The organism is Roseococcus thiosulfatophilus, assembly GCF_017311575.1.
Taxonomy (GTDB): Bacteria; Pseudomonadota; Alphaproteobacteria; order Acetobacterales; family Acetobacteraceae; genus Roseococcus; species Roseococcus thiosulfatophilus.
In genome coordinates, this window is record NZ_JAFFQY010000062.1 from 42,660 (window position 1) to 68,928 (window position 26,269).

At 73.5% G+C, this 26,269-nt stretch carries 26 protein-coding genes; 11 read left to right on the forward strand and 15 right to left on the reverse strand.

Features of this window, described 5'->3' with window-relative positions:
• The first annotated feature begins 431 nt into the window (after positions 1-431).
• Entirely contained in the window at positions 432-866 is a 435-nt protein-coding gene (locus JTN19_RS17075; protein ID WP_191085808.1) for a hypothetical protein, read from the forward strand.
• Between the two features lie 27 nt (positions 867-893).
• On the opposite strand, the gene JTN19_RS17080 is transcribed toward JTN19_RS17075, so the two are convergent.
• Both JTN19_RS17080 and JTN19_RS17085 read right to left on the reverse strand, forming a co-directional pair.
• Complete coding sequence (locus tag JTN19_RS17080; protein ID WP_206935120.1) at positions 894-1,865, reverse strand: tripartite tricarboxylate transporter substrate binding protein; 972 nt, start codon at positions 1,863-1,865, stop codon at positions 894-896.
• Between the two features lie 79 nt (positions 1,866-1,944).
• Complete coding sequence (locus JTN19_RS17085; RefSeq protein WP_206935122.1) at positions 1,945-2,877, reverse strand: 3-hydroxyacyl-CoA dehydrogenase family protein; 933 nt, start codon at positions 2,875-2,877, stop codon at positions 1,945-1,947.
• A 112-nt stretch (positions 2,878-2,989) separates the two neighbouring features.
• Here JTN19_RS17085 and JTN19_RS17090 point away from each other — a divergent pair, with 112 nt between their 5' ends.
• From JTN19_RS17090 to JTN19_RS17110, 5 genes are all read left to right on the forward strand, one after another.
• A complete protein-coding gene (locus JTN19_RS17090) occupies positions 2,990-3,595 on the forward strand; it encodes a 5-formyltetrahydrofolate cyclo-ligase (RefSeq protein ID WP_242531236.1) in 606 nt (201 codons plus the stop codon).
• 60 nt (positions 3,596-3,655) lie between these two features.
• A complete protein-coding gene (locus JTN19_RS17095; protein WP_206935124.1) occupies positions 3,656-4,207 on the forward strand; it encodes a DUF4334 domain-containing protein in 552 nt (183 codons plus the stop codon).
• A 7-nt stretch (positions 4,208-4,214) separates the two neighbouring features.
• On the forward strand, positions 4,215-5,726 hold the full coding sequence (locus JTN19_RS17100) for an ABC1 kinase family protein (RefSeq protein ID WP_206935126.1): 1,512 nt from the start codon (positions 4,215-4,217) through the stop codon (positions 5,724-5,726).
• 85 nt (positions 5,727-5,811) lie between these two features.
• Positions 5,812-6,627, forward strand: coding sequence for a TIGR00282 family metallophosphoesterase (locus JTN19_RS17105; RefSeq protein WP_206935128.1), 816 nt, complete (start codon positions 5,812-5,814; stop codon positions 6,625-6,627).
• Between the two features lie 119 nt (positions 6,628-6,746).
• Positions 6,747-7,715, forward strand: coding sequence for a Bug family tripartite tricarboxylate transporter substrate binding protein (locus tag JTN19_RS17110; RefSeq protein ID WP_206935131.1), 969 nt, complete (start codon positions 6,747-6,749; stop codon positions 7,713-7,715).
• 47 nt (positions 7,716-7,762) lie between these two features.
• Here JTN19_RS17110 and JTN19_RS17115 read toward each other — a convergent pair whose 3' ends face one another.
• The 5 genes from JTN19_RS17115 to JTN19_RS17135 all read right to left on the reverse strand — a co-directional run bounded on the left by JTN19_RS17115 (position 7,763) and on the right by JTN19_RS17135 (position 11,988).
• Positions 7,763-8,095 carry a hypothetical protein gene (locus JTN19_RS17115; protein ID WP_206935134.1) on the reverse strand — a complete coding sequence of 111 codons (333 nt, stop codon included), beginning with the start codon at positions 8,093-8,095 and terminating at the stop codon, positions 7,763-7,765.
• 146 nt (positions 8,096-8,241) lie between these two features.
• Positions 8,242-9,330 carry a hypothetical protein gene (locus tag JTN19_RS17120; protein ID WP_206935137.1) on the reverse strand — a complete coding sequence of 363 codons (1,089 nt, stop codon included), beginning with the start codon at positions 9,328-9,330 and terminating at the stop codon, positions 8,242-8,244.
• A 46-nt stretch (positions 9,331-9,376) separates the two neighbouring features.
• A complete protein-coding gene (locus JTN19_RS17125) occupies positions 9,377-10,081 on the reverse strand; it encodes a DUF1194 domain-containing protein (protein WP_206935139.1) in 705 nt (234 codons plus the stop codon).
• Between the two features lie 93 nt (positions 10,082-10,174).
• Positions 10,175-11,164, reverse strand: a complete 990-nt coding sequence (locus JTN19_RS17130; RefSeq protein WP_206935142.1) for a catalase — start codon at positions 11,162-11,164, stop codon at positions 10,175-10,177.
• Positions 11,165-11,262: 98 nt separating this feature from the next.
• Positions 11,263-11,988, reverse strand: coding sequence for a class I SAM-dependent methyltransferase (locus JTN19_RS17135; RefSeq protein WP_206935145.1), 726 nt, complete (start codon positions 11,986-11,988; stop codon positions 11,263-11,265).
• A 22-nt stretch (positions 11,989-12,010) separates the two neighbouring features.
• On the opposite strand from JTN19_RS17135, the gene JTN19_RS17140 reads away from it, so the two are divergent.
• Positions 12,011-12,943 (forward strand): hydrogen peroxide-inducible genes activator, encoded by a 933-nt coding sequence (locus tag JTN19_RS17140; RefSeq protein WP_206935147.1) that lies wholly within the window; start codon positions 12,011-12,013, stop codon positions 12,941-12,943.
• Positions 12,944-12,945: 2 nt separating this feature from the next.
• Here JTN19_RS17140 and JTN19_RS17145 read toward each other — a convergent pair whose 3' ends face one another.
• The 3 genes from JTN19_RS17145 to JTN19_RS20455 all read right to left on the reverse strand — a co-directional run bounded on the left by JTN19_RS17145 (position 12,946) and on the right by JTN19_RS20455 (position 18,318).
• Entirely contained in the window at positions 12,946-13,284 is a 339-nt protein-coding gene (locus tag JTN19_RS17145; protein ID WP_206935149.1) for a hypothetical protein, read from the reverse strand.
• Complete coding sequence (locus JTN19_RS17150) at positions 13,281-15,479, reverse strand: YjbH domain-containing protein (protein WP_340643357.1); 2,199 nt, start codon at positions 15,477-15,479, stop codon at positions 13,281-13,283. Before JTN19_RS17150 ends, JTN19_RS17145 begins: the two co-directional genes overlap by 4 nt.
• A gap of 139 nt (positions 15,480-15,618) precedes the next feature.
• Entirely contained in the window at positions 15,619-18,318 is a 2,700-nt protein-coding gene (locus JTN19_RS20455) for a polysaccharide biosynthesis/export family protein (RefSeq protein WP_340643358.1), read from the reverse strand.
• A 178-nt stretch (positions 18,319-18,496) separates the two neighbouring features.
• Here JTN19_RS20455 and JTN19_RS17160 point away from each other — a divergent pair, with 178 nt between their 5' ends.
• The 4 genes from JTN19_RS17160 to JTN19_RS17175 all read left to right on the forward strand — a co-directional run bounded on the left by JTN19_RS17160 (position 18,497) and on the right by JTN19_RS17175 (position 22,860).
• Positions 18,497-20,050: a heparinase II/III domain-containing protein gene (locus JTN19_RS17160; protein ID WP_206935156.1), complete on the forward strand. Its 1,554-nt coding sequence runs from the start codon at positions 18,497-18,499 to the stop codon at positions 20,048-20,050.
• Between the two features lie 128 nt (positions 20,051-20,178).
• Positions 20,179-21,054, forward strand: coding sequence for a hypothetical protein (locus tag JTN19_RS17165; RefSeq protein WP_206935158.1), 876 nt, complete (start codon positions 20,179-20,181; stop codon positions 21,052-21,054).
• Positions 21,051-22,268, forward strand: a complete 1,218-nt coding sequence (locus tag JTN19_RS17170) for an O-antigen ligase family protein (protein ID WP_206935160.1) — start codon at positions 21,051-21,053, stop codon at positions 22,266-22,268. Before JTN19_RS17165 ends, JTN19_RS17170 begins: the two co-directional genes overlap by 4 nt.
• Positions 22,261-22,860 carry a sugar transferase gene (locus tag JTN19_RS17175; RefSeq protein WP_206935162.1) on the forward strand — a complete coding sequence of 200 codons (600 nt, stop codon included), beginning with the start codon at positions 22,261-22,263 and terminating at the stop codon, positions 22,858-22,860. The genes JTN19_RS17170 and JTN19_RS17175 overlap by 8 nt, the downstream gene beginning before the upstream one ends.
• Here the strand turns inward: JTN19_RS17175 and dnaQ are convergent.
• The 5 genes from dnaQ to JTN19_RS17200 form a co-directional block, all read right to left on the reverse strand.
• Positions 22,832-23,512 (reverse strand): DNA polymerase III subunit epsilon, encoded by a 681-nt coding sequence (gene dnaQ / locus JTN19_RS17180; RefSeq protein ID WP_206935164.1) that lies wholly within the window; start codon positions 23,510-23,512, stop codon positions 22,832-22,834. The genes JTN19_RS17175 and dnaQ overlap by 29 nt on opposite strands.
• Positions 23,509-24,096, reverse strand: a complete 588-nt coding sequence (gene coaE / locus JTN19_RS17185) for a dephospho-CoA kinase (protein WP_206935166.1) — start codon at positions 24,094-24,096, stop codon at positions 23,509-23,511. Before coaE ends, dnaQ begins: the two co-directional genes overlap by 4 nt.
• A complete protein-coding gene (locus JTN19_RS17190) occupies positions 24,093-24,914 on the reverse strand; it encodes a shikimate dehydrogenase (RefSeq protein WP_206935169.1) in 822 nt (273 codons plus the stop codon). Before JTN19_RS17190 ends, coaE begins: the two co-directional genes overlap by 4 nt.
• A gap of 142 nt (positions 24,915-25,056) precedes the next feature.
• Entirely contained in the window at positions 25,057-25,485 is a 429-nt protein-coding gene (locus JTN19_RS17195; RefSeq protein ID WP_191085830.1) for a PaaI family thioesterase, read from the reverse strand.
• A 4-nt stretch (positions 25,486-25,489) separates the two neighbouring features.
• Positions 25,490-26,233 carry a class I SAM-dependent methyltransferase gene (locus JTN19_RS17200; RefSeq protein WP_191085831.1) on the reverse strand — a complete coding sequence of 248 codons (744 nt, stop codon included), beginning with the start codon at positions 26,231-26,233 and terminating at the stop codon, positions 25,490-25,492.
• Positions 26,234-26,269: the final 36 nt, after the last annotated feature.

Sequence of the window (26,269 nt, forward strand, 5' to 3'; positions counted from 1 at the left end):
ATGGGTCAACCTGGCCGGGGACCGTGAAGCAATCGTCGCTGAGGCTTGCCGCGGCCCATGGACGGGCTTGCCGAAGGCAAGCCGATGCCGGTCCATCATTGGTCGCGGATAGGGGGAGCGTTGGGACGAGACATCCCCGCGAGCAGGCGAGGCCATCTGCAAGGAAGGCGGCGGACACGCGGCCGAGGCGGACCGGTCGGGGCCAGGCCCAAGCCCGCTAGATCCTGTACGCCCGCATGGTGCGCACCATCCCGAAATGTCGGGGCGTACAGAACAAAAGCCTACTCCACGGCCACACCAGCAACGGAACCACAACATGTCCGTGATTTTTTCAGCATATACTTACTCTTGATTGATTTCGATCCCGCATGGTTTGACAGTCATTTATCAACGCCTATCCTTTCCTCACCATGACTGAGGAGAGACCATCCATGCGCGCCATGCTCTTTGGCCTTGCCCTCGCGCTCGCACCGTCGCTTGCCTTCGCCCAGCTCTATGACAGCGGCTGGCGGCGCGTCGCCTCGTCGGATCTCGAACACCTCGACCTCTCCGGCGGCGGGATGCGGGTCAACAATTTCATGGTCTATGCCGAAGAGCGGGCCGGCCGGGCCAGCCCCGCGGAGGACGCGCTCCGCACCCATCTCTTCACCGTCTCCGCCACGCGGCAGGATGAGGCGGCGCGCGAGGTCTTCGTGCAGATCGTGGGCGCACGGGAAGATGGCACGCCCACCGTCTCGGCGGCGGCGCGCGCCAATTTCAGCCCTCGGGGCGGCAACCGGATGCAGGCGCTGCGCACCCAGACCCCGACGAGCGAGAGCGAAATGGGACAGACGCAGAGCTACTTCATCCGCGTCATCGTCCAGTAGGGTGGCGGGGCGAGATGCCCCGGTCGCTCACTGCCCCCAGGGCCTGATCTGCCACAGCTCCTGCACGCGGTTGTCCACCTCCTGCACCAGCTGGCGGTAGTCGGCGCCGATGGCGATGCGAAGCGGCAGCGAGGCGCGGGCCGCGTCGCGCAGGAAGTCCGGATCCGCCAGCGCCGCGCGCAGCCCCTGCTCCAGCCGCGTGCGGATGTCCTCGGGCAGGCCCGGCGGTGCAATGATGCCACGGGCCGAGCCCGCCACCAGGTCGAAGCCCTGCTCGCGGAAGGTCGGCAGATCCGGCGCGGCGGACCAGCGTTCGGCCGCCGCCTGCCCAAGCGCCCGCACCCGGCCCTCGCGCATGGGGCCCAGGATTTCGGCGACATTGCCCACACCCACCTCGATATGCCCGCCCAGCACCTGGGCCAGCAGGGGCGCCGCACCCGCGAAGGGCACGTGCTCCAGCGGTTCCAGCCGCGCCTGGGCCTGCAAGGCCAGCATGAGGATGTGGTCGTCCGAGCCCACGCCCGTCGTGCCGTAGTTGATGCGCCCCGGGCGGGCGCGCGCGGCCTCGATCAGATCACTCAGCGTCCGGAACGGCGAGTTGGGCGGCACGAAGATGGTGTTCGGGTCGTCCACCACATTGGCCAGGAAGGTGTAGTCCATCGGCCGGTAGCGCGCCGCGCGCTCGCGCGGGATGGTGTTGATGGCCGGCACGGCGACGGCGCCGATGGTGTAGCCGTCCGGGGCGGCGTTGAAGCTCGCCTCGAAGCCGATCTGCCCGCCCGCGCCCGCGCGGTTCTGCACCACGAAGCGCGCGCCGGGCAGGTGCTTCTCCAGCACCGGCATGACGAGGCGCATCATCACGTCCACGCCACCGCCGGGCGGATAGGGCACGATGGCCTGGATGGGCTTCTCTCCGGGCCAGACGGGTTGGGCGCGGAGCGCGGCGGGGGCGGCGAGCAGGCCAAGGCCCGCGGCGCCGAGCTGGCGACGGGTTGTCATCGTGTTTCCTCCGGTTCGTTGTCGTTGGCCGGATGCTATCCCCGCTTGTCCGTGAAGGCCAAGCCGCGCCGTGCTTGCATCAATCCGCATCGGCCTCGCGCAGCACGTCGAGTGCGGCCTGAAGTGCCATTTCGTAGCGCGCCTGCTCGCGCGCCACACGCTCGGGCGGCCATGCGCGGAAGCCCTGGCCGGTCTTCGCGCCGTAGTGGCCCGCCTCCACCAGGCGGCGCAGCCCGGGCGAAGGCTCGGGCGAGGTGTTGAGCGAGGGGTAGATGGAACTGGCCGCCGCGAGTTGCGTCTCCAGCCCCGCCAGCTCCTTCTGCAAGATCGGCCCGCCCGCGATGTAGCGGAAGCCGAAGGTGTAGCGCACCGCCGCGTCCACATCATCGGCCGTGGCGAGGCCCTCCTCGATCGCGGCGAAGGCCTCGCGCATCATCGCGTGCTGCAGGCGGTTGGCGAGGAAGCCCGGCACGTCGCGCGCCACCATGATGGGCTTGCGGCCCAGCGCGGCCATGATGGCGGCGAGGCGTTCGCACACCGCGGGGTCCGTGTGTTCGCCGCGCACCACCTCCACGCCCGGCACGAGATGCGCGGGCAGGAAGAAGTGCAGGTTCGCCATGCGCGCCCGCGTGGCGCAGCCGGCCGCGATGTCGGTGATGCGCAGCCCCGAGGCGTTGGTGGCCACGGGCACGCCAGGCGGCACCAGCCGGTCCAGCCGCGCGAAGAGGTCGCGCTTGATGGCGAGGTTCTCGGGCACCGCCTCGATGACCACCGCGGCATCGCCGTAATCCACCGCCTCGGGCGCGGCCGCGATCTGCGCCTCGGCCGCTGCCCCGCCCAGTTGCGCGACGGCGCGCGCCATGCGCTCGCGCGCGGCGGGCCAGGCGGCCTCGCGCGGTTCCACCGCCGTCACGCGCCAGCCGCCGGCGAGGAAGATCGCCGCGATGTCGCAGCCCATCAGGCCAAGGCCCAGCACCACCGCATGTCCGGGCGGCAAGGATTGTTCAGGCATGTTCCGCTCCCCTTGGATGGGAGCAGCTTGGACCAGGGTGCGGTGGTCGCAAAAACCCCCGCCTCAGGCGGTGGGTGGGAGGTGACCCGCGCCTCTGCTAGATCATGGCCGCATGCCCAGCCGGGACCACACGCCGATGCCCCCTGACCACGCCAGCGGCGCCGCCGTGATGGAGGCCGCCAAGGCCGCCCTGCGGCGCGAGGCCATGGCCCGTCGCGCCGCCGCCGACCCGGCGCTGGGCGCGCGCATCACCGCCCATATCCTGGCCGAGGCCCCCCCTCCCCCCGGCGCCGTGGTCGCGGGCTTCTGGCCCATGGGCAGCGAGCCGGACATCCGCCCGCTGCTGGAGGCGCTGCACGCGCGCGGCCATGCCATCGCCCTGCCCGTGACGCCCCCGCGCGGCCAACCCTTGCAGTTCCGCGCCTGGGCGCCGGGCGCGGCCATGGCGCGCGGCCCGCTCGGCACGCAATTCCCGGAGGAGGGCGCCACCCTCACGCCCGACTGGCTGGCCGTGCCCCTGCTGGCCTTCGACCGCACGGGCGCCAGGCTCGGCTATGGCGGCGGCTATTACGACCGCACCCTGGCCGCGCTGCCCGGCGCCACCGCCATCGGCGTCGCCTATGCCTTCCAGGAGGTGCCGCAGCTGCCCACCGGCCCGCACGACATCCGCCTGCCGGCCATCGCCACCGAGGCGGGGCTGCTGCGAACCGGGGCGTGACCGCCGGCTGCAACCCACCCGCCAGACCAGGCTTGATGGAGGGCAGCCAGGAGACATCCCATGCCGGACATCGCCGAGATTCTGCGCGAGCGCCACGCCACGCCCGCCGCGCTGCCCGCCCTCTTCGACGCGCTGGCGCCCGTCGCCGTCGAGGAGATGCTGGGCCGCTGGAAGGGCTTCGAGATCACCACCGGCCATCCCATGGACGGGTTGCTGGAAGCCTCGGGCTGGTATGGCAAGCTCTTCGCCAGCGCCGAGGAGGTCCATCCGCTGCTCATGCACAATCAGGACCGCACGGAGGTCTTCGCCATGGACCCCGGCCGGCTGCCATTGTCGCTGGCGGGCTGGGTGCCGCGGGCGGCGCGGCTGTCGCGGGTCGTCGCGGCCTCGCGCCTGCTGCTGCGGACGCGCGAACCCCGGGCGCGGCTGCGGATGGTGGAATATCGCGGCCGCCCGACCGCGACCATGATCTACGACCAGATCCCCGTCATGGACCACTTCGCCCGCGTGGACGCGGACACGGTGCTCGGCCTGATGGACATGCGCGACATGCCCCACCCCTACGCCTTCGTGCTGGAACGCGACGAGGGCGGCCCCAGGCTCGACCTGTGACCACGCCATGATCGGCACGCTGCTGCTCTCGCGGCGCGACCGCGCGCGGTTGCAGGAGGTGGTGGGCATCGCCTCGCGCTTCGGGCTGGGCGTGCTGCTGGCGCGGCTCGGCCTCGAGCGCGGCGCTGCCTCCGAAGGGGCGCCGGGGGAGACGCGCAGCCTGCCCGTCCGCACGCGCCTCGCGCTGGAGACGCTGGGGCCCACCTATGTGAAGCTCGGCCAGATCCTCGCCATGCGCGGCGACCTGCTGCCGCCCGAATGGACGAATGAGCTGGAGCGGCTGCACAGCCACGCCCCCACTTTGCCCTTCGAGGAATTGCGCCCCGCGGTGGAGGCCGCGCTGGGCCAGCCGCCGGAGGAGGCCTTCGCGAGCGTGGACACCACGCCGCTTGCCGCCGCCTCCATGGCGCAGGTGCATCGCGCCAGGCTGCAGGACGGGCGCGAGGTGGTGCTCAAGATCCGCCGCCCCGGTATCCGCCCGCGCATCGAATCCGACCTGCGGCTGATGGCGCAGCTCGCCGCCGCCCTGGAAGCGACCAGCGCCGAGGCCCGCCGCTTCGGCCCTGTCGGCATGACGCGCCAATTGGCCGACGCGATCCTGGCCGAGCTCGATTTCACGCAGGAAGGCCGCAACGCCGACCGCCTGCGCGCCGATTTCGCGGGCGATGCGCGCGTGGTGCTGCCCGAGATCCACTGGGCCTGGACCTCCGAGACGCTGCTGGTGATGGACCACATCGCCGGCATCCCGCCGCGCGATGGCGACACGCTGCGCGCCGCGGGCATTGACCCTGAATCCATCGCGGCACTGGGCGCCGACATCGTGCTGGACATGGTGCTGATCCATGGCCGCTTCCACGGCGACCCGCACCCGGGAAACATGCTCTGCCTGCCCGGCAACCGCATCGCGCTGCTGGACATGGGCATGATCGGCCATGTCTCGCCCAAGCGACGGGAGGAGTTCATCGGCTTCGTGCAATCCCTCGCGGCGGGCGACCCCGCGCTGCTGGCCGATGTGCTCGCCGCCTGGTCGGAGGGCGGGGAGGTGCCGCGCGCCCGGCTGCGCGCGGTCGCGGACCGGCTGGTGGCACGCCATGGCGGCGGGCGCGTGGTGCTGAGCGACATGGTGGCCGATTTTCTCCCCCTGCTGCGCGAGGAGGGCGTCACCCTCCCGCCCGACCTGTTGCTGGCCTTCAAGGCGATGGTGACGCTGGATGGCGTGGTGACGCGCATCGCGCCGGGCTTCGACCTGTCGGACGCCATGCGTCGCGCCACGCTGCGCATCGCCCGCGCGCGCCTCTCGCCGGAGCGCTGGCTTCCCATCCTGCAATCCCTGGCCTGGGAGCTGGGGCGGGTCGGCGAGGACGCGCCGCGCCTGCTGCGCGCCCTGCTGCGCCGCCTGGAGGCCGAGCCCGCCGAGGCCGCCCCGCCCACCGACGCCATCCGCGCGGCAGGGCGCTGGATCGCGGGCGCCATCCTGGCCGGCGCGGCGCTGGTGGCAGTGGCCATTTTCCTGCGATGACGGCGCGCTCTTGCGCGGCCCGCGGGCGGCGGCCAGAACACCGCATGCCCGCTTCCAGACCCGCCCCCGCCACCGGCCTCCGCGCATGAGGCTGCTCTTCCTCGGCGATGTGGTGGGCCGTTCGGGGCGGGACGCGCTGGTGCGCGAGTTGCCAGGACTACGCGCCAGGCTGGCGCTGGACCTCGTGGTGGTGAATGGCGAGAACGCCAGCCACGGCTTCGGCCTCGCCCCCGATATGGCGCGCGCCTTCCTGGCCGCCGGCGCGGACGTCATCACGCTCGGCAACCATGCCTGGGACCGGCGCGAGATCATCCCCTACCTGGAGGAGGAGCGCCGCGTCATCCGCCCCCTCAACTTCCCCCCCGGCACGCCGGGCCAGGGCGCGGTGGTGGTGGAGGTGCCGGGCAACCGCCGCGCTTTGGTGGTGAACGTGATGGGCCGCCTCTTCATGGACCCGCTGGACGACCCCTTCCGCGCGGTCCAGGCGGAGCTGGCCAAGCACAAGCTCGGCCAGACCATCCAGGCCGCCATCATTGACGTGCACGCCGAGGCGACGAGCGAGAAGCAGGCCTTCGGCCATTCCTTCGACGGGCTGGCGAGCCTCGTCATCGGCACCCACACCCATGTGCCGACCGCCGACCACCAGATCCTGCCCGGCGGCACCGCCTACCAGACCGATGCCGGCATGTGCGGCGACTATGACAGCGTGATCGGCATGGGGAAGGGCGGCGCCTCGCTGCGCTTCTGGCGCAAGATGCCCGGCGAGCGCCTGGCACCCGCCGAGGGCGAGGCCACGCTGTGCGGCCTCTTCGTGGAGACCCAGGACGCCACGGGCCTCGCGCGGCGGGTGGAGCCGCTGCGGATGGGGGGCAGGCTCAGCCCCATCATGCCCGCCGCCTGAACTGCCCAGCCGGCGCGCAGCCTGCCGCCGCGCTGGGCGGGCCATGCGCGGGCGGCGGCGCGAAATCCGCGCATCGTCTCGTCCCGCGCCGCTTGCACGCTTTTTGCTAGGCGGGGCCCATGATGAACCGTCGCACCCTGCTGGCCGCAGCCCCGCTGCTGGCCGCCCCCGCCCTCGTCGCCGCCCAGCCGGCCTGGCCCACGCGGCCCGTCCGCATCACCATCCCGTTCACGGCGGGCGGTGCCTCCGACATCATGGTGCGGCCCGTGGCCCAGCGCCTGGAGCAGATGTTCAACCAGCCCTTCACGGTGGACAACCGCGCGGGCGGCGGCGGCGCGGTCGGCGTGGGCTTCGCGGCCAACCAGGCGCCGGACGGCTATTCGCTGCTGGTCACCACGCCCGGCCCCCTGGTGCTGCTGCCGCAGATGCAGACGGGCGGCGCCTTCGCCTATGACAGCGCGCGCAGCTTCACCTACATCTCGCTCATGGCGGGCGCGCCCATCCTGTGCGCGGTCAAGGCCGACAGCCCCATCACCAACCTCGCCCAATACGCCGCGGCCGCCCGCCGCGCGCCGGAGGCGATGAACTTCGGCTCCTCCGGCATCGGCTCCATGGGGCACCTGACGGGGACGCTCTTCGGCATGCAGGCGGATGCGCGCATGGTCCATGTGCCCTTCCGCGGCGCGCCCGAGGCGCAGGCGGCCGTGCTGGGCAACACGACCATCTCGCTGTGGGACACGGCGGCGGCCAATGTGGCGGCGGTGCGGGGCGGCACGCTGCGCGGGCTGGCCGTCTCCTCCGCCACGCGGGCGGCCACCCTGCCCGAGGTGCCGACCGCGGCGGAGGCGGGCTTCCCCAACGTGGTCAGCCTGAACTGGTTCATGCTCTGCGCGCCCAGCGGCGTCTCGCCCGCCATTGCGGAGCGGCTGCACGCCGCGATCAACACCATCCTGGACGAGGCCGATATCGTGAACCGCATGAACGCGGCCGCCTTCGTGCGCGCCGAGAGCGTGGCCCAGCCGCAGCTCGCGGGCTGGGTGGCCGCCGAGCAGGCGCGCTGGACGCCGGTGATCCGCGCGGCGGGGTGACGCCCGGCGGAGCCCCCCCGGCGCGCGCCGCCGGGGGGGGGACCGCCCTACCGCGCCTCGATGCCGCGCGGGGTGGCGACGATGGCGCTCGTGGAGCAGATGTTCACCTGCATGAGCTGGGCATGCTCGCCATTCGCCCACACCACACGGAAGTCATTGAGGCCCGCGTGGCGGGTCGAGAAGTTCATGGTCGCGCCATGGGGCAACACGTTCTGGCCCAGCTGGTCCGCCCCCCAGTTCGGCTGCGCGCTGGAGCCGAAGTAGAATTCGCGGATCGTCACACCCGAATTGTTCACAAGGGCGAAGCGGGTGTCGCACTGCGCCTGCGCCACGCCCGTGATCGCGACCGCGGCCGCGAGGCCGAGGAATAACCGCCGCATGATGAAACCTCCCGGGTACGCCACCGGATCCCAATGACCCGACGGAGAGATGATCGAACCCAGGGTTGACGCCAGCTCCGCGGCTGGGGCGAAACTGTGGCGGATGAAAGCCAAATCGCGTGCTTTCACATCGCAAATTCTTAATCTTAGGTGGCGTTGTGCTTCGCACGCCAGTCCGGCCGGGTGGACAGCACCAGCATGTCCGCGCGCCCATTGCGCGCCAGCGCGCCCAGCAGGAATTGGGTCACGGCGCCGTCATCCTCCAGCCCATAGGCCTCGCCTTCCGGCGTGAAGGCGGTGGCGTGGGGGTAGAGCGCGCGCCAGGCCTCGACCACGGCGCGGGGATGGGTGGCGGGGACGGCCAGGGCCTCGGCCAGGTCGAATTCCGCCACCAGCAGCGTGCCGCGCGCGGCCAGGGCCGGCGCCCAGGCGGCGAGCCGCGCACCCACTCCCGGCCCCGCCAAGCGCAGCACATCGAGGCGCGAGAGCCCTTCCCGCGCCAGCAGCGCCTCCGGATCCTCCAGCGGCACGGCCAGCGCCCGCGCGCGCGGCAGGTCATTGGCCGCGATATGGGCCGAGAGCAGCGCGGCCGCGTGCAGATCCGCCTCGAAGCCGAGCAGCGCCGCATGGCCCGGCGCGCCGGCGGCCAGGCCCAGCAGCGACAGGCCGATGCCCGCCCCGTCATCCAGGATCACGGCGCCATCCCCGCCCTCGGGCAGGGCGGCGCGCAGCAGCCGCGCCAGGAGCGGCGCCGCGCCGGGAAAATCGGCCATGCCGGGCGCATCGGCGGGCGCGCGCAGGGCGAAGCTGCGGCCCGAAAGGTGCAAAGCGCGCTCCGCGGGCGCCGGCAGGGCGGGCAGCCGCGCCAGGACTTCCGGCGCCTCCAGCAGCAGGCGACGCAGGCGGCGCAGATCGGAGCAGGCCGCGCGGGCGGCCGCCACGGCGTCGGGCGCCGGCTGCACGCCATCGCGCAGCGCCAGCAGCGCCGCCACCGCCTCGGGCGTCACGGGGCCGAGCGCCCAGCCGCCGCGCTCCACGAAGCCGCCCATCGCGTGGGTGATGAATTCGGGGCTGTTCAGCACGCCCTCGCGCAGGCCGGTGAAGTCGTCACTGCCGGCCCAGGCGGCCAGCACCGCCTCGCTCTCGGGCTCCCGGCCCAGCACGAAGCGATAGGTCCAGCGCACGAGGGCGCGGCTCAGCCGGGGGGGCGCGCCGGCGCCGTTCTCTGCGTCCATGCCGCCATATCCGGCCGCCCCGCGCGCGCCGTCAAGCCGAAGCCCCTCAGGCGATCTCGCGGATCAGCTTGCGGCGCACGGCCTGGGCGAAGACGTTGAAATCCTCGGCGACGATCATGAAGGCGCCGGGCCCGCCGATCACGTTCTGCGCGTAGTACTGGTCCAGCGGCACGGGCGGCATGCGGCCGAAGGTGGGGCGGTCGTTCACGATGGGCAGGCCGTTGATGACGATGCCCTCGGCCACCGCCTCGTCCCGCGCCAACTCGGACGGGCGCCCGGAATTGTTCACCCCGTCGCCCGAGACATCAATGACGCGGCGGGTGCCCTCGAAGGGCGCCTCGGCGAGCACGCGGCGCGAGAAGTCGATCGCGCCCGAGATCGAGGTCCAGGAAATGGAGTTGCGCGGTGCCTCGGCCAGCGCGTCCACCCATCGGTCGGCGTCGGCCTGGGTCGCGATGCGCATCCAGGGCAGGATCAGGCGCTGGTACTCGATGCCCGCCCACTCGACATAGGCGACGGCGATGGCGCCGATCATGCCGCGGCCGATGGCCTCGACCACGCGCGGGTCGCCCAGCGCCTCGCGGTAGCCCTCGCGCTGCAGCCGGGCCTCCTCCTCGTCGATGGAACGCGAGACATCCACCGCCAGCACCAGCAGCACGTCCACGGGTTCGGCGGCGCGGGGGCGGCGGGTTGGCGCCGCCGCGGGCACGGCCAGGGCCGCGCCGGTGGTGAGAAGGGAACGCCGGTGCATGAGCAGGCCTCCATTGATCAAGCGTCATGGAAGCGAAACCGGGGCGATGGGTGCAAGCTTATTCGGCGCCACAGCCATGGGTTGTGGAACGCGCTATTCGGCCGCCCGCAGGAAGGGGCGTGGGCGCAGGCGGCGCAGCATTCCCGCGCCCAGTTCCGCATCAGCCGCCGCGCAAACCTCGAGCAGCCGGCGCGTGGTCGCCTCCGGCAGGCCGTGCAGGGCGGCGGCCAGCCGGTCCATCAGCCTTGCGCGCTCGGCGTCCTCCAGCCCGCGGTAGAAGGGGCCGGCGGGCGGCTCTCCCGCGCCAGGCCGCCGTGGCGCGCGGGGGGCGAGCGCGATGCCGGGCAAGGCAGGCTGCGCGGCGAGGCGGGGCGCGATGTCCAGCCGCCCCTCCAGCGCGACCAGGCCCACCTCGATCAGCGGCCAGCGCGCGATGGGCCACAGGCGTGTGGCGTCGAAGGCGTCGAAGGGCGCCTCGCGCGCCTCGGCCTCGGACATGATCTGCACGGAGAGCCGCCAGCGGGCGGGCGCGCCCCGGGCCAGCGCGCCGAACAGGGCGCGCGGCTCCAGCCCCTCATCGGCCCCTTCCCCCTGCAACGGCAGCAGATGCAGCCGGCACCAGAGCTGGCGGCCGTTCCGCTCCAGCGCATAGGCCTCCTCCCCGAACAGCGGCGCGGCGCGCCAGGAGGCGGGCCAGGCCGCATCCGCGAAGCCGTGCAGGATGGCGTGCAGCGTCGCGGGGTGCCGGGCGCAGAACTCCCACAGCGCCGCCGGGCCCTGGACCGCCGCTTCGTGGAAGGCGGTGCGCTGATCGGGGCGGCGCAGGAATTCCACCGGCAGGCGCCGCAGCTTGACCTCCCAGGGGCCCTCCTCCGTGTGCAGCGTGAGGGTGAGCGGCGCCGGCGGAAACCCCGCATCCTCCTCGTCCGGCAGGCGCAGCCAGAGCGGCGTGGCCTTCCCACGCTCCGCGAAAAGCCGCGCGCGGGTCAGGCAGGTGATGTCGCCGGTGACGACCAGCCGACCCCGCGCGGCGGGCGCCGCGGGGCCGCGCCGGGGCATCGCCGGCAAGGGGCGCTGCGCCATGTCTCGTTCCTCCCTGGACGGGTGTCGTGCCCCGTCCTTGCGGTGGCACGAAGCCTAGAACGCGCCGTCCCCGACTTTCCAGCTTTGCGAAGGCCCGCTCAGCGCCGGGCGATCACATAGCCGCGCTGGCTGGGGTACTCGTGGCCGGGCACGGGCGGACGGGCACGGCTTTCGAGCAGGGTGAAGCCCGCCGCCCGCAGCGCGGCCTCAACTTCGCCGGGGGCGAAGAGGCGGAAGCCCAGACCCACCTCCACCCCCCACATCCGCCCTGGCCGCAGCACCCCCTCGCCCAGGTGCACCGCCGCGCGGAACTGCCCGCCCGGGCGCAGCGCGGCATGGCAGGCGGCGAGCGCACGGGGCAGATCGGCGCCCTCCAGATGGATCAGCGAATACATGGCGAGCAGCCCGGCGAAGCGGCCCGGGGCGGCGTCGAGGGTCCGCAGGTCCCCCACCTCGAAGCGCAAGCCCGGATGGGCGGCGCGGGCGGTCTCCACCATGCCGGGCGAAAGGTCGAGGCCCAGCACCTCCACACCCTCCTCGGCGAGAAAGGCCGTGACATGGCCTGGCCCGCACCCGACATCGCCCACCAGGCCACGCCCGGCCTCTTTCCCCAGGCCACGCCCGGCCTCATTTTCCAGGCCCCGCCCGGCCATGGCGCGGGCGAACCCTCGCAGCCAATCGCGGTCCATGGGCTTGTGCGCCAGTTCGCCGGAAACCTCCCGGCGGTAGGCGGCGGCGACGGCATCGTAGTCGCGGGCGACCGGGTCCATGCCGCGCAGCCTGCCCCGGATGCGCCCCGCGTGCACGCTTGACCGATGCTGCATCGCGGGATCATGGGTGAAGGAGATGATCCTCCCCTCGCCGCAGCAGCTTCGCTACCTCACCGCGCTGGCCGACCACGGGCATTTCGGCCGGGCGGCGGCGGCCTGCGCGGTGACGCAATCCACCCTCTCCGCCGGGCTGCTGGCGCTGGAGAGGCAGCTCGACGCCACCTTGATCGAACGCGGCGCGTCCAAGCGCCCGGTCTTCACGCCCACGGGGCTGGAGGTGGTGGCGCGCGCCCGCGTGGCGCTGGCCGCACTTGAGGCGGTGGCGGAAAGCGCCGCGTCGGGGCGCGACCCGCTGTCCGGCCCGCTGCGCCTGGGCGTGATCCCGACCATCGGCCCCTTCCTGCTGCCGCGCCTGATGCCCGCCCTGCGCGCCGCCTTCCCGCGCCTGAAGCTCTACCTGCGCGAGGACATGACCGAGCGGCTGATGGGCCAGCTCGACGCCGGCAAGCTCGACCTGCTGCTGCTGGCCCTGCCCTGCGACTGCGCGGCGGCGGAGATGGAACCCATCGGCCGCGACCCCTTCCTGCTGGCCCTGCCCCCTGGCCACCGGCTGGCCGCCCAGCCCGAGGTTCGCCTCTGCGCCCTGGCCGCCGAGACGGTGCTGCTGCTGGAGGATGGCCATTGCCTGCGCGCCCAGGCGCAGGAGGCCTGCGGCCTGCCGCGCGGCATCAGCGCCCATGAGGGCTTCGCCGCCACCTCGCTGCACACGCTGGTGCAGATGGTGGCCGGCGGCCTGGGCGTCACGCTGCTGCCGCGCCTGGCCGCCGAGGGCGGTGTGCTGGCGGGCACGGAGCTGGTGCTGCGCCCCCTGGTGGCCGATGCGGCGGGCGAGGCGGTGCCCGCCCGCACCCTCGCGCTGGCCTGGCGGCCGCGCAGCCCCCGCGCCGGCGCCTTCCGCGACCTGGCGCGAGCGATCGCGCAGCGGCTGGAGCCGGCGGCGCCGGGCTGACGTCAGGGCCGCGCCACAAGTCGCCACAGGCACCACACCCCGATCCAGGCGAGGCCCAGCGCGCTCAGCGCCTGCACGGCGAAGAGCAGGGCAAAGAGCGCCGGTTGCGAGGCACGCCGCGTGTGATGGGGCCGGCCGGGGATGATGCCGCTGCGCCAGGCCTCGACCAGCAACCACGCCAGCAGCGCCGCCAGCGGCAGGGACAGCGCGGCGCCGAGCAGGAACGGCCCGCCCGGCCATTGCGCCAGCAGGAACAGCAGCAGCAGCAACAGGGCCGCCCCGCCCAGCAACGCGGGCAGCACCCTGGCCAACCCCGAGACAAGCTCGCGCCACGGCGTCATCGCCCGAACCCCACATAGCCCGCCCGCAGCGCCGCTGCCCGCCCGTCGCGCGTCACACCCCACAGCCCATTGTCCACCGACAGGCGCTGCCCGCCATCGCGCTGCACGGGGCGGATGTTGAGGTTGGCGCGGGAGCGGGTTTCCAGCCCCAGGAAGTCGAAGGGCACGCGCACATAGATGCCCTTGTCGAAGCTGCCCTCGCCGAAGTCGCGGAAGCGGACATTGGTCAGGGTGGCGAAGCCGCCCACCTCGATGCCGCTGTCGAAGCGCCGGCCGAGCTCGATGGTCCCGCCCCAGTCGCCCGCGAGGTACCGCCCGGCCCGCAGCACGCCATAGAGGTTGTGCCAGGGCAGGTCCGCGTAGAACGACACATGGCCCGTGGTGACGCTGTAGCCCAGCGTGTCGAAGAGCTGCCGGTAGCCGCGCTGCGCCACATGCGCGACCTCGATGCCCACCGCCCAGGGACGGTCCTGCGGGCGCCAGAGGATTTCGGCGGAGATGCCGCCGAACATGGGTTCCAGATACCCGCCCGTGACGCGCGCGAAGACATCCGGCGCCGGGTTCCACAGCCGCTCCAGATACAACGCCGGGATGGTGGTGGACCCTGCCCTGGCATAGCGCGCGAAGTCGCTGCGGACGCGGGGCAGGACGGAATCGCTGGGCAGCCCGCCGCCCAGATTGCCGGCGATGCGCTGCTCCACCGCGCCGGCCAGGCCCATGTTCCAGCCGAGCCCGATCCGCCCGCCCGCCGCGATGCCCGCCTGCCAGCGCACCGAGGTCTGCGGGTCACCCACCTGGAGGTTCAGGCGCGGCTCAATGCCCCAGCTGAAGCGCGGCGTGGCGGCGCGCGCCTCGCCCGCGCGGTGCTCGGCGGCGGCGGGCAGCAGGGTGGTGAGGGCGTAGATCTCCTCGGCGCTGCCCTGGTGGCGGGCCAGCGCCTCGAAGCCCGTCCGCAGCGTGACCAGGCGGGCGGTGACGGCGCCCTCATGCTCGAACACCAGGCGCAGGCGCTCGACTTCGGGCGGGAGGTGCGGCTGGGCGGCGCGGACCACGCGGGCGGTGGATTGCGCGAGGGTGCGGAAGGGCCCGCCCGCGACATGGATGCGCGCCTCGGCGCCGTCGAGGTCCAAGGCGAGCGGCGTGAAGCCCGCGGCGCGCAGCGCGGGAAAGAGGCGCGCCGCCACGACCGCATTGCGCGGGCTGCCACCCGTGATGCCCGGGCGCGCGCCACCGCCCACGCCCCCGGCGAGCGCGGCCACCATCCGCACGGCGGGGGTGCCGGGGGGCGCGGCGACGGGGGGTGCGATGCTCTCCGGCACCGGCTCGGGCCGCGCCAGCATGGGCGGTGGGGGGCGGCGCGGCAGGTCGGGCGGGTCGTCGGGGTGCAGGCGCAGCGAGGCGCGCACCAGCAGGTCCGTGCCGTGCAGGAAGGAGAGGCCCAGGTCCAGGTGCCGGTTGGGCTGCCATTGCAGCCCGGCATTGATGCGCGAGGCCGCATCGCCCCGCGCGTTGCGGCGCGGCCCCGGAAAGCCGCCGCGCTCATCGCGCAGGGAATCGGCGGAGTATTCGATCTTGGCGCGCAGCCCCTCGATCTCGCCCCAGGGGGTGGTGATGGGAGGGATGGAGTATTCCAGCCCCGCGAAGACCCCCACGCGCCCTCCCCGGAAGAAGGAATTGGCCGAGACGGTGCCGCCCGCCCCCACGCCGCGCGGGCGCGTGAGGAAGCGGCGGTCCACCCGGCCCAGCGGGTTCTCGAAATCCGCGCCGGTGGCGAGCCGCCCCCAGCCCAGCCCCACCGTCGCGTCCAGGCCCCAGAAGCGCTTGGAGGCCACGATGTACTCGCCCTGGTAGATGCCGGTGCCGATCAGGTCCTGCAGGCCGATGGCCAGCGCCGGCATCCATTCATCCTCTTCCCAGAGGCGCAGCTTCAGGTCGAAGGCACGGTCATTGCTGGTGCCGCGGCCCAAGGTGGCGTTCAGGCGCTCGGTCAGGCGGAAGGTGGTCTCCAGATAGGGCAGCGCCTGGAAGTTCACCGTCCAGAAGGAGCGCTGGCGGCGGATGGCGATGCCCGTCTCGATGGTGCCGTCCGGGCGGAAGCGGGCGTTCGGCATTTCCAGCAGGCCCACGCGGCCGAAATTGGAGCCGGTGGGCTGGAAGCCGTCCTGGGCGAGGGCGGGCAGCGGAAGCAGCCCCACAAGCAGAGCGGCCCCGACAACCCACCGGCCGCAAGGCGGCCGGCGCGCCCAGAGCGCCCTCATGGCTTGGCGCGCCAGCGCGCGGCGCGCAGCCAAGCGCGCGGAGCGCGCGCCCGGCGCCTGAGGGCGAAAAAAGCTGTCATCTCCCTCGGGAGATGACAGCCAGCGCGGCCGCCGAAATCGCCACCTGGCTGGCCAGTTGGGTGATGTCCCGCAGAAAGCCCCAGCGCTCGAAGGGCGAGGGGTCGTTGGGCACGATCACCAAGCTGCCCGGCGGCACGGGCGGGCCGCCCTGCTGCCAGGCGCCCAGCCCCGCCGGCACCGCCTGGCCATTGGGCAGCACCAGGAAGGCGCGCCCCTGGTCGGCGAAGCGTTGCAGCCCGCCCGCCGCCTCCACATAGCGCGTCGCCCGCCAGCCCGAGGTGAATTGCAGCGAACCCGGGTTCTGCACCGCGCCCACCACCGTCACCTCATTGGGCCGCTTGGGCATCATGATGAGGTCGCCGGGTTCGAGCAGCACGTCCAGGTCCGGGCGCCCGGCCAGCACCACGGGGTTGGCCTCCACCACCATGCGCCCGGCGGCGCGGGCCTCGCGCAGGGCGGCCGCCATCTCGCGCCCGGCGGCGATGGCGCCCGAGACATCCGTGCCGCCCCCGCCCCGCCCGCTGCCGATCACGGCCTGGCCGGCGGCCATCTGCAACAGGCCCTGCTCCATCTCGCGCGCCGTGCGTTGGAATCCTTCCTGCTGGCGGTTGCGGACACTCTCCCGCGTGAAGACGGCGCCATAGGGGTAGGCCTGGGGGGTGAGGCCGCCGGCCCGGGCAATGACCTCCGACAGCCGCTCCCCGCGCCGGATCTCATAAACGCCGGGCCGCAGGAACTCGCCCATCAGCGTCACCGGCCCGCTGTCACGGTCGCCGAAGCCGCGCGGAATGCGGATGCCGTCGCGCGGCGACAGGCGCACGGCCGCGAAGTTGCGGCTGCGCAGGTCCAGCACCTGGCGGCTGAGCGGGATGGCGCTGGTCTGGTCCGCCGGTTCCCGCGCCAGTTCCACCGAGGAGAGGTCGGCCGTGTCGGTCACATTGCCGGCGACCGCCAGCAACGCGTCGAGGCCCGTGTTGTCCATGATGGGGTAGAGGCCGGGCAGCCCCGCCTCGCCCGAGAGCAGCACCGACTGGTCCAGCAGGAAGGGCAGCAGACCGGGCTGGTCAATGAACAGCTGCGGGCAGGGCGTGGCGCCGATGTCGGGGAAGCCCGCCACCCGCGCATGGGCGAAGCGCTGCGGCGAGGAGCGCGCGGCGACGGCCAATTGCGTCAGCGCCGGGCATTCCAGGCCGGGCTGCGGCTCGGGCACGGGCGGCGTCGCAAAGCCGGAACCTCCGCGCGGCTGCGGCAGCGCCACGGGCAGGCCCGGGGCGGGCACGGCGCCGCCCACCTCGCCGCGCAAGGCCCGCTGCACCGAGGGCGAGGCGAGCCAGGCGATGTCCGCCATCGAGATGATGATGACCTCGTCGCCCTCGGCCAGCGGCAGGTTGGCGCGGCCTTGCAGCACGGCGGCCAGGTCGAAGGGCTGGAAGCGCCGGCCGCGCGTGCGCGGGTCCACGCGCTGGATCACGCCCATGCGCGCATAGGGGTCGGGGCGGACCATGCGCGAATCGGCCAGCAGCCCGCGCAGCGTGGCGCCTCGCCCGCCCAGCGCCCGCGTCGTGGGCTGCACCACATGGCCCGAGAGGCGCAATTGCTGCGACTGCACGTCCGAGCCCGGCTGGACCAGCAGCGCATCGCCCCGGCGCAGGGGGCTGCCCAGGCTGATCTCGCGGAAGGCGCGCCGGCCCTCGGGGTCGGTGGTCTCCAGCAAATAGCGGTTGCCGGCGGGGCGCAGCGCATCGCCCGCGAAGCGCAGCATCTCGCCCAGCGGCGCGCTGGTGGCCCCCGCGGGCAGTTCATAGATGGCCGGCCGCGCCACCTCGCCGCCGAGCGCCACCACGCCGCCGATGGGCGGCACCAGGATGCGCTCGCCCTCGCGCAGGGAGAGGTCTGGCGCCTCCCCCTCGCCGGCGATGACGGGGTAGAGGTCCACCCGCCGCCGGCCCTGGCCACCCTCCACGCGGATGTTCCGCAGCGTGCCGGTGGGCCGCACGCCGCCCGCCGCCACCAGCGCATCCAGCACATTGCCGAGCGGCGAAAGGGTGACAACCCCCGGCCGCCCCACCTCGCCGCCCACGAAGACCGTCACCTGGCGCATCTGGCCGAGGGTCACGAAGACCTCGCTGCCCTGGAGTTCACGTTGCGCGCGGGCTTCGAGTTCCCCCCGAAGGTCGCGCAGGGTGCGGCCCGCGGCGACGATGGGCAGCAGGTCGGGCAGGATCAGCATGCCCTCGCGCGTCACGCGCAGGTTCAGCGTGCTGCGGGCGCGGCCGCGAAAGGCGATGATGACCTCGTCATCACGGCCGATGACGTAGTCATCCGGGGTGGCCCCGAAGCCGGGCGTGCCGGGCGGCCCGGCGGCGAAGCTGTCATAGCCGAATTGGCGCAGCGGCGTGGTCAGGCGGCCGGCGAAGAACTGCTCCACGGGCGAGAAGGGCGCTTCCACCTGGGCGGGAGCCTGCGGAAAGGCGGGCGGCAGGGGCGCCGGCGGCGCGGCCTGGCGCGGCTGCGCCGGGGCCACGCCCTGCGGTTGCGGCGGGGCGCCGCCCATGGCCCGCCCCGCCCCGGCATCGAGCAGCCGCTGGAGAATCTCCTGCTGCGCGGCGGGCGGCAGTCCGGGCACGGGCGCCCCGCCCGGCAGGGTCTGCGGTAGCGGCGCGGCCAGGTTCGGCGGCAGGCTGGGCGGACCCACCAGCGCCGATTGCGCGATGACAGGTGCCGAAACCCCCCATATCAGGTTAAGAAGAAGCCATGTCCCAAGAACGGTGAACCTGAAGGGTAACACGACAAGACTTTCTTTCCTGTTGACGGCAATTCTTGCATGGAAATTTATGCCTGATGCAACCTTCCCGCGCGCATTCCACCCCTGCATGTCGCAATCGGTCTGGCTCCTGAGGTTGAGCGCCGCGCGGCAGCTGGGCCTCAGGCCGGTCGCGCTGGCGCTGCTCGGCCGGGGGCCCTGGGCCAGGCGCCGGCTGCGCCGCGCCCTGCCGGGCCTCACCCACACCGACACGCTGGGCGAGGAGGATCTGCGCCCACTGTGGGAGACGCATCGCTGGGCCGGGCTGCCTGCCCTGGCCCTCGCCGGCGAAGGCGCGCGCGCCATGGAGGAGGCCCGCGCCTGGCTGGCGGCCCACCCGCCCTTTCGCGGCCCCCTCTGGCTGTGCGGCCAGGAGGCCGCGCTGCGGGCCCTGCACCTGCTGCTGGCCGCGCAGATCGCCCGCGTGGCGGCGCCGGCGGAGGTGGTGACGGCCCTGGCGCGACGCATCGCCGCCAACCCCGCCTATGCCATGGCGCAGGACAACAACCACCCGATCAGCGAGGCCGCGGGGCTGATGCTGTGCGGGCTGAGCCTGGGTGACGCCGCCATGGCCGCGCGCGGCGCCCGGCGCTTCGAGGCCTCGGTGGCACGCCTCGTCCACCCCGATGGCAGCTTCGCCCAGCCCAGCCCCGCCTATCACCGCATGATGCTGGACGTGGCGGCCGTCACCGAATGGCTGCGGACGCGCATGGGCGGCCCGCCGCTCTCGCCCGAGGCGCGCGGCCGGCTGGGTGCGGCGACCGACTGGCTGGACCGCGTGACCTGCCGGCAGACGGGCGCCCTGCCCCGCATCGGCCACCAGGATGGCAGCTGCGTGGCGGACCTCTCGGGCTGCGGCCCCGATGACGCGCGCGGCAGCGTGGAGCGCGCGGCGCGGATGTTCTGCGACGCCACGGCGGGCTTCCCCGATGACCCCGGCTGCGCCGCGCTCGGCCTGCCGCGCCCCGAATCGCCCCTGTTCCGGGAGGCGCAGTGGCGAAGCCAGGGCTTCCTTGGCCGCAGCGAGGCGGGGGCGCGCGCCATCCTCCGCACCGGGCCGCTGCGCTTCCGTCCGGGCCATGCGGACCTGCTGCACCTGGACCTCTGGGACGGGCCGGTGAACCTGCTGCGCGATGGCGGCAGCTTCGCCTACAACCCTTCTGACCCGGCCCGCGCCGCGGCCTTCCAGGGCACGGCCGCGCACAACACCATCGGCTTCGACGGCGAGGACCAGATGCCGCGCGTCGGCACCTTCCTCTTCGCCCGCTGGCCCCGCACCGGGCCGCTGCCCGATGGCGGCTGGATGCGCGACCATCGCGGCCGCCGCCATGCGCGCGAGGTCACGGTCGAGGGCCGGGTCTGGACGGTGCGCGACAGCATCGCGGGCCCCCACCGCGAGGCCGTGCTGCGCTGGCGCCTCGCCCCGGGCGAATGGCGGCCGACCGAGACGGGCGTGGCGAGCCCCATGGCGCGCCTCGACGTCACCGCGGACCAGCCGCTCCGCCACCGCCTGGTGATGGGCGAGGAGAGCCTCGCCTATGGCCAGGCCTCGCCCGCGCCGGTCCTGGAGGTGGCGCTGGGTCCCGGTCCCGCCCGGATCGAGACCCGCATCACCCTGTCCTGACGCTTTCGGTTGCATTTACCTTAGAGAATGGCGTTATTACATCCCAGGTTGGTCAGGCCACCCGGCCTGGACGGGGTGTTGTGGGCCTGGATGATGTTCTCCGGGGGCTTTGGCGTTGGCGCGGGCGGATGTTCCTCCTGGGCGCGACCAGCTACGCCCTGCTGGCCACGCTCGTCTGGCTCTGGCCGCAAAGCCATGTGGCGCGGCTGGTCGTCGCCCCGGCCGAGACCACCGGCATCGCCACCTCCGCCCTGCTGACGCCGGCGCCCTTCCTCCAGCCCTCCCTGCTCGACCAGCGGCCGGGCGGCAATTTCGCCGTCTATCTCGCGGCACTCCGCACGCCGGAGACGGCGCAGGCCGTGGCGCGCGACACCCCCATCCTCGCCGCGCTCACCGAACGCCGCGCCGCGCCGCCGCTGGGGCCGGTGCGGGAATGGCTCGGCCTGCGCATCGAGGCCGATGTGGATGACGTGCAGGCCTATCTGGAGCGCAACCTGGCCGCCACGGCCTCGCTCACCTCCGTGACCTGGACGCTCGATCTCGTCCATCGCGACCGCGCGCTCGCGCTCGCGATGCTGGAGCGCATCCATGCGGCGGCCGAGGCGCGGGTGCGCGAGACGCTGGCCGAACTCGCCTCGCGCCGCATCCTGGCGCTGGAAGCCCGGCTTCGCACCGAGCAGGACCTGTTCCTCCGCAACACCCTGCACGAACTCCTGGCGCAGCAGCAGCGCGCGGCGCTGGTGGTGGCGGCCGACGAGGCGGCTGCGGCGCGCCTCGTCTCGCCGGCCGCCGCCGCGCTGCGGCCCTCCGTGCCCAACCGGCCGCTGCTGCTGGCGCTGCTGGCGGTGGGCGTCACGCTGGCGGGGCTGCTGGGGGCGACGGCGCTGCTGCTGCTGCGCGGGCCGGCCCCGCGCCCCGCGCCGAACCTCGCGGCCTGGCCGCCCGGCCCTGTCCTGCGGCGCGAACCTGCGCTGACGCGCGGACGGGCCGACCGCGCGGGATGAGCGCGGGCCTCGCCCTCTTGGCGGGGGTGGCGGGGGCGGTGCTGCACTTCGCCGGCGCGCTGAAGGCCGTGGAGGCCCTGGCGCGGCTGCCGGTGGACCTGACCGTGCTGGCGCTGGCCGCGACATTGGCGGGGCTGGTGCTGCTGCTGGCGGCGCGCGAGGTGGTGCTCTCGCCCTGGCTCGGCCCACCGCTGCTGGGCTGTGGCCTGCTCTGGCTGTGGTGGGTGGTGGCCGCCGCCTGGAGCCCCTGGCCCGCCAGCGCCACGGAACGGCTGCGCGACATTCTTCTGCTGGGGCCTTTGATGCTCGTGGCCGGCCTGCTGCTGGGCGCCGATGCCCGCGCGCGGGCGGGCTTCATGGCGGCAACCATCGTGATCGGGCTGGTGGTGGGGATCTCCGTGGCCTTCGGGCTGTGGCGCGGCAGCCTGGTGCTGGGGGGCGAGGTGGGGCGCGACCCCACGCGGCTGCGCGTCGCCTATCAGATCGTGGGGCTGGCGCTGGCCTGCGCGGGGGGGCTGGTGGCGCTGCGCGTCACCCAGTCGGCAGGTCGGGCGCGGATCGGCTGGGGGTTGGTGCTGCTGCTGCTGGGCGCGCTGGCGCTGCTGCCGGGGGGGCGGGCGGCCTTCCTGGCCTTGCTCGTCTCGGTGGCGGCGGGGCCGGTGCTGCTCTTCCTGTTGCAGGGACGGTTCGGCGCCGCGGCGCTGTGGCTGGGGGCGGTGGGCGTGGCGGGGGGCGCGGGGCTGGCCGCGCTCTGGGTGCTGCCGGCGCTCTCCGACCAGCTGGCCACGCTGGAACGGCTGCTGCGGCCCGGCCCGGCGCTGGACAGCGCGCGCGGGCAGCTCTGGACCGAGGCCTGGCGGCTCGGCGGCTGGGCGGGGCTTGGTCCGGGCGGCTTTCCGCCGGCCATCGGGGTGGGGTTGGACCGGGGCCTGCACCCCCACAACCACGCGCTGGAGGCGCTGGTCGAGGGCGGCGCGGTCGGGCTGCTGTTGTGGGGCGTCACCTTCCTGGGCGCCACCGCCGTGGCGCTGCGGCTGGCTTTGCGCGTCGCGCCGGAACGGGCGGCGGAGATCTTCGCCATCGGGCTGCCGGTGGCGCTCTCGGCCATGGTCTCGACCGACCTCGGCAACCGGATGGTGTGGTTCACCCTGGGCCTCGCCCTCTCGCTGGGGGTGGAGGCGCGGGCCCGCCACGCCCTGCCCCGCCATGTATAGCGCGGGCGGCAAGCGGCTGCTGGACGTGGCGGGGGCGGCGGTCCTGCTTCTGTTGCTGGCGCCGATCCTGGCGGCGGTGGCCCTGCTGGTCTGGTGGCGGCTGGGCCGGCCAGTACTGTTCCGGCAGGAGCGCGCGGGGCAAGGCGGCGTGCCCTTCACCCTGTGGAAGTTCCGCAGCATGCGCGACGGCCCCGGCAGCGATGCCGAGCGCCTGACGCCGCTCGGCCGCGCCCTGCGCGCCTCCGCCCTGGACGAGCTTCCGCAGCTGGTGAACGTGCTGCGCGGCGAGATGAGCCTGGTGGGCCCGCGCCCGCTGCCGCCGGCCTATACCCCGCGCTACACCCCCCGCCAGGCGGAACGGCTTCGCGTGCGCCCGGGGCTGTGCGGCCTGGCGCAATCCATGGGCCGCAACGCCGTGCCCTGGGAGGAAAGGCTGGAATGGGATGCGCGCTATGCCGCGCGCGTCACGGCCTGGGGCGATGCCGTCATCATCCTGCGCTGCGCGGCGGTGCTGCTGCGCGGCCGCGGCGTGGCGGCGGAGGGCCACGCCACGATGCCGGAATTCAGAGGCGATTCCAGAGAGGGTCCTTGAGCTTGCCCAGGAAGGCGGCGTGCACCGCCACGCGCTCCTCCGGGACCTGGATGGGGCGGGGCGTGCGCGGGGCCGCCGCCTCGGTGGCCTGAACCAGCGCGGCCGTCGCGAAGGGTGCCGCGCCCAGGGTGAGGCCAAGCTGCCGCCCGCCGCGCAGTTCCAGATAGACCTGGGCCAGCAGGCGCACATCGAGCAGCGCGTTGTGGGTGGTGCGTTCGCTCAGATCAATTTCGAAGCGGCGGCACAGCGCGTCCAGGCTATTGGGCGCGCCGGGGAAGCGTTCGCGGGCCAGCGCCAGGCTGTCCACCATCCGCGTGCCATCGAGTGGCGGGCGGCCGGCGCGCACCAGCTCCGCATCCAGATGCTTGAAGTCGAAGGCCGCGTTGTGGGCGACGATGGGACTGTCGCCCAGGAACGCCAGCATGGCGTCCATCTGCTCGGCGAAGAGCGGCTTGCCCTCCAGGTCCGCGCGCGTGAAGCCATGGATGCGCGAGGCCTCGGGCGGCACGTCGCGCTGCGGGTCAATGATGGCGTGGTAGAAGCGGCCCGTGGGCAGCAGGTTCACCACCTCGATGGCCGCGACCTCGATGACGCGGTGGCCCTCGCTGGGTTCGAAGCCGGTGGTCTCGGTGTCGAGGATGATCTCCCTCATCGCGCATCCTTCACGAGGCGGCGCACCGCGGCCTGGGCGTGGTGGCGCGACAGGCCGGTGCGGATGACATGGGTGGCCCGGCGGCGCTTCTCAGCGTCGGGCATCTGGCGGGCGAGGATGGCGTCGAGCCTTTCGGGGGTCATGCCACCGCGCGCCAGCACCCGGGCGCGCTGCACGGCAGGCGGGGCGGAGACGACCAGGATGGCGTCGAATTCGCGCAAATCCCGCCGCGTCTCGAACAGCAAGGGGATGTCCAGCACCACCAGCGAGGCGCCCCGCGCGCGGGCCCGGGCCAGGAAGCGGCGCTGCTCGTCGCGCACCAGCGGGTGGACGATGCGCTCCAGGCGGGTCAGCGCGGCGGGGTTGCCGAGGACGGCGCGGCGCAGCGCCTCCCGGTTCACGCCCTGGGCGTTGGTAGTGCCGGGAAACTCGGCCTCGATGGGCCGAACGGCCCGGCCGCGCGGGCCTTGCAGGGCGTGGACCGCGGCATCGGCGTCGAAGACCGGCACGCGCAGGCGGCGGAAGGCGGCTGCGGCGGTGGATTTGCCCATGCCGATGCTGCCGGTGAGGCCCCAGACTTTCATCGTGCAGGGATGTCCGCGGCCAGCATGTCGAAGAGCGCCTGGTCCACCTCGGGCAGCACGCCGAACCAAGCCTCGAAGCCCGGCCGCGCCTGGTGCAGCAGCATGCCGAGGCCACCCACGGCGCGCAGGCCGCGCGCCCGGGCGGCGGCCAGAAGCGGCGTCTCCAGCGGCACATAGACGATGTCGGCCACCAGGGCGTGGGGTGGCAGTGGGGCGAGGTCCAGTTCCAGCGGCGGCTGGCCGGCCATCCCGAGGCTGGTGGCGTTCACCAGCAGGGCGGCGCCGTCGAGCGGGGGCGCCTCGGCCACGTCCACGGGGCCAGCCAGGGCAGCCGCAAGCGCCTCGGCCCGCGCGCGGGAGCGGTTCACCAGCGTGACCCGCGGCGCACCGGCATCGAGCAGCGCGGCCGCGATGGCCCGCGCCGCCCCGCCCGCGCCCAGCACCACGGCGGGGCCGGAGGCGGGATCATAGCCGCCCAGCGAGGCGAGGAAGCCGAAGCCATCGGTACAGTCGCCTGTGATGCGGTCCTCCGCGAAGACCAGCGTGTTCACGGCCCCGGCGCGGCGCGCGCGGGGCGTGACCTCGTCACACAGGGCGAAGGCGGCTTCCTTGTGCGGGATGGTGACGTTCATGCCGCGAAAGCCGCAGGCGGCCAGCGCGCGAACGCATTCGGCGAAACGCTCGGGCGGGATGGCGAGCGGGACATAGGCCGCATCCAGCCCATGCACCGCGATCCAGTGATTGTGCATGCGGGGCGAACGCGAATGCGACACGGGCCACCCCGCCACCCCCGCCAGCCTGGCCTTGCCCGTGATCAACGAAACCTCCCAGAACCCGCGCGCCTGGACAGATGGCCCGCGATGAAACCGGCCGCGGCTTTGCCGTGGCCGGCACGAACCCTGCCAGGATCAACGCCGATTCGGGGCCCCCGGCAAGGCGCCGAAGGCGACTTGTTGGGGATCAGATGATCGCCGACGGCACCAGCGTGGCCTGCATGGCGGCGCAGAGAACCTCCGAACCATCCTCGGCCCGCATCCAGACCTCCGCCCGCGCCACCGTCAGCGTCCGGCCGGGCTTGAGCACCTCGGCGCGGGCAATGGCCATCACGCCGCGCGCCGGGCGGAGGAAATTCACCTTCAGTTCGGCGGTCAGCACCTCCTGCCCCGGCGGCAGGAGGGAGAGGGTGGCATAGCCGCAGGCATTGTCGGCCAGCGTGGTCAGCACGCCCGCATGCAGGAAGCCCTGCTGCTGGGTCAGCGTCTTGCGAAAGGGCGCCTCGATGGTGCAGCGGCCGGGGGCGACCTCGCTGATGCGCGCCTCGATCACGCGCATCAGGCCCTGCTGCGCGAAGCTCGCATCAATGCGCTTCTGCATCTCGGAAAACGGCATGCCCTCAGAGCCTCCAGCCCGTGTGGATGGCGACGATGCCGCCGGAAAGGTTGCGGTGCGCCACGCGCTCCAGCCCCGCCGCCTCCATCTTGCGGGCCAGCGTGGCCTGGTCGGGGAAGGTCCGGATGCTCTCGGCCAGATAGCGATAGCTCTCGCTGTCCTTGGCGATGCGGCCGCCGATGGCCGGCAGCGCCTTGAAGGACCAGGCGTCGTAGAGGGGCGCCAGCGCCGCGATTTCCAGCTTGGAAAACTCCAGGCAGTGGAAGCGCCCGCCAGGCCGCAGCACGCGCCGCACCTCGCGCAGCACCGCGTCCTTGTCGGTGCAGTTGCGCAGGCCGAAGGCCATGCTGACCTTCTCCACACTGCGATCCGGCAGGGGCAGATGCTCGGCATCGGCGCAGAGGAAGGAGAGGCCATGGGCGAAGCCGCGCTCCAGCGCGCGCCCCTGCCCCACCTGCAGCATCTCGGCATTGATGTCCGAGCAGATGACGCGCCCCGCACCGGCCTTCAGCGCCAGGAAGCTGATGTCCCCCGTGCCGCCCGCGAGGTCGAGCAGCGTCTCGCCCGGCCGCGGCTGGATGGCGTTGATGAAGATGCGCTTCCAGACGCGATGCACGCCGAGCGACATGAGGTCGTTCATCACGTCGTAGCGGGGGGCGACGCTGTCGAAGACCTCCCGCACCAGCGTGGCCTTTTCCTCGGCCGGGACGGTCTTGAAGCCGAAATCGACGGTGGGCGTGTCGGTCATGGCCCGGGATATAGCGCGCGGGGCCGAACTGCACCA